Source organism: Arthrobacter sp. 135MFCol5.1 (assembly GCF_000374865.1).
Lineage (GTDB): Bacteria > Actinomycetota > Actinomycetes > Actinomycetales > Micrococcaceae > Arthrobacter.
The window spans coordinates 1-2,700 of record NZ_KB895483.1; the positions used below are offsets into that span (position 1 = coordinate 1).

1 protein-coding gene and 1 pseudogene are annotated in these 2,700 nt (G+C 59.4%); one reads left to right on the forward strand and one right to left on the reverse strand.

The annotated features are described in order from the left end of the window. Positions 1–63: 63 nt before the first annotated feature. Entirely contained in the window at positions 64–687 is a 624-nt protein-coding gene (locus C563_RS0120700) for an RNA polymerase sigma factor (protein ID WP_018763983.1), read from the reverse strand. Between the two features lie 389 nt (positions 688–1,076). On the opposite strand from C563_RS0120700, the pseudogene C563_RS22330 reads away from it, so the two are divergent. Further along, a pseudogene (locus tag C563_RS22330) lies at positions 1,077–2,177 on the forward strand (ATP-binding protein); the annotation flags it as partial. Between the last annotated feature and the right edge of the window lie 523 nt (positions 2,178–2,700).

Sequence of the window (2,700 nt, forward strand, 5' to 3'; positions counted from 1 at the left end):
GGAACTCCGCCCCATAAGGCGTGGGCATGGTCAACATCCTTCCACGAGCACAAGCTCGCTAGGTCAAGGAGTCAACAAAACCGGGGGCAGTCCCGAGAGTCTCGGTTCGATGATGCGGGGCTGCCAGTCCGGTCCCTTGTATTGTCTGCCAAGCCGTGTCTTGGCTCGATGTAGTCGGGATTTCACAGTTCCTTCCGCGACGGCCAAGGCCTCAGCAGCTTGCTTCAGGCTCAGCCCCTGTATGACACATAGCGTGAGCACATCACGGTCCTGAGGCTTGAGTTGAAAGAACGCGGTGCGCAAGGCGCGAGCCTCCGCATCGCGTTCTACCGATTCGACGAAATCTTCCGCTACATCCCTCACCGAGGCCGGCGGCGGGAGTTGGTCCAGGAAGGCTCTGTAGCGGCGGCGTTGTCGGTTGTGGTTGCGAATCGTATTGTTGGCTGTCACGAGCAGCCAGGCGATTATGGAGCCATTGACCATACGGACTTTGTCCCGACGGCGCCACGCCTCAAGGAAAACGATGGCAGTGATGTCCTCCGCCTGGTGAGATGATCCGACAATTCCTATTGCGTGACCATGGACACGATCTCTGTAGCGGTCGAAGAGCGTTCCGAATGCGTCCCCATCACCGTTGACTGCAAGCAGCCATAGGGCCTCGTCTGTACTCTCTGATCCCCCGCTCATACTTCATAGTGTCCGCAGCGTCAGATTGGTTCCATCATTTTTTGAACTTTCTCACGAAACCCTCCACTGTCTCCTGCGGGTGGGTGAGCTGGGGCCCGGATGTCGCCCCCGCCTTAGTTCGGTGCAGCTTGGTGGTCCTGAATCAAGCCGTCTTGGTGGTCCTGAGTCACGTTGACATATTCATCTAAGGCCCCCGATGAGTCAACAAGCGGCTCCGTCTAAGGCCCTCAAGTTAGGGGATCGCTCTAACATCGTCGAATCTTTAGAAGTCATGATGCAGAATTTCGCCGCAAGGTTTTACCTGCATCCGCTTTCTAGTTACCCAGTCGGGGCCAATACCTTCAGTATTAGCTTGCGCCCGAAACCCTATGAACTGGACAGAGTAACCTTTGCAGATCAGGGGCTTCCACTCATCAGACCTTGACGGGAGCCAGCACCTCAGGGCGGTATTCAAGTCCCAAAATGTCGAACCGGTTTATGCGCTCTCCGAAAGTCCTCGCATCCTGCGAAAAGGACCACGAGGTAGTGAGTGTGCAGGGCGATCACGTGCGGGCCGCAGTTGGACGCGCCGCCTAAGACCACTGCTGGATCGTTTTCCTCGCCACCGTGCCCGGACATCGCAGCTGAAGCCTCGGCACCCCCTGCTCGCCGCGATCGAAACCCGCATGGCCCCGCACGGGCTCAACAAGCTCTCTGCCTAGATGCCGGAATCCGAAACCTGCTTCAAAGAGTTCCTGGGACGCGGCTTCCCCCTTAGAAAGAACTTGCGCTACTTTGAACGGACCATCCCCCTCCAGCGCCAAGTACTCAGCGCGCTCGGCCAACTCGGCGGCCGCGTCCTGGCCCTAGACGTCTGGGAAATGTGGCTGTCACGCGGAATGAAAGGAACTGCTCGAACGCCGTCTGGTGCTGCCCCCTCGCCGATGCGGACCTGGCCGACGAATTCGATGTCGTGCCGCCGCGCGCCGTGGTCTTCTTCGGGCCGCCGGGCACAGGGGAAAATCACCTGCGCCAAAGCCATCGCCTCGCGTCTGGAGCGGTCCTTCGTTGAAGTTCTTCCCTCCCAGCGCGCCGAGGACCAGCCCTCCCCGCTGCAGGGAGTCACCAATGAACTCCTAAAGATGATCCCGGCCTTCCTCGGACTGCCCGGCCGCCAGCTGGTCTGTGCTACCAACTTAATCCGCGCCCTGGACACCGAGTTTCTGCGCCGCGGCCGCTTCGACTGTGTCATCCCCATTGCCTGCCCAACCGCCAGGCGCCCGAAGACATGTGGCAGCGCTTCATCCCTGCCGTCGCGGTGGACAGCAAACTCCTCGTGGAACGCACGGAAGGCTTCTCCACGGCGGACATTGAAATACGCCGCACGAAGCACTTCCCAGCGGGCGCTGGAAAACGTTGTTTACGGCAATAACAGTGCTGGCGGGCTGGCTTCCAGCGGCACGGTTCCCGTCCGCGAGGCGGTACGCAAGGGATCCTCCACGCAAGACTATGCCTGTTGGCCTTAGTTAGGGCGGTGCACGGTCGGACAGACGCTTTGAGCTCCTTAGCCAAAGCGTTGCCTGAGGCGTGCCAGTTCCGTTCTCGATCGCCTTCCGGGCTGGAACGCTGATCAGGTGTTACGTTGCGGGAACCTTGGATTTTGATGCCAGCCTAGCCACGACCAGAACCCAGATCGTAGGTTGGCGGGGAACACGAAGGAGACTGCTGCGGATCGCAGCCCACAACAGTCTCCTTCAGCCTCAGCTGACGATGTAAGGCAGTCCTGTTTCAGTAACCATTAACAGAACAGGGGCAGGGCGTGCGCACGCTCCGGCTCCTAGTCATGAGGAGAAGCCGAAGGACTTGCGCACTTCCTGTCCTTAGTGCATGCCTGCGTACCTTGGGCCGCTTTTTTCTTCAATGGTGCCACCGCCTGCCGCTGATGCCTCTCGATAAACAATCTCTTGTCGTGCACCGGTTGTTGCTGATCGTTCGATGGCATCGGTCACCTCGGCGCAGCGGTAACCGTCCTCG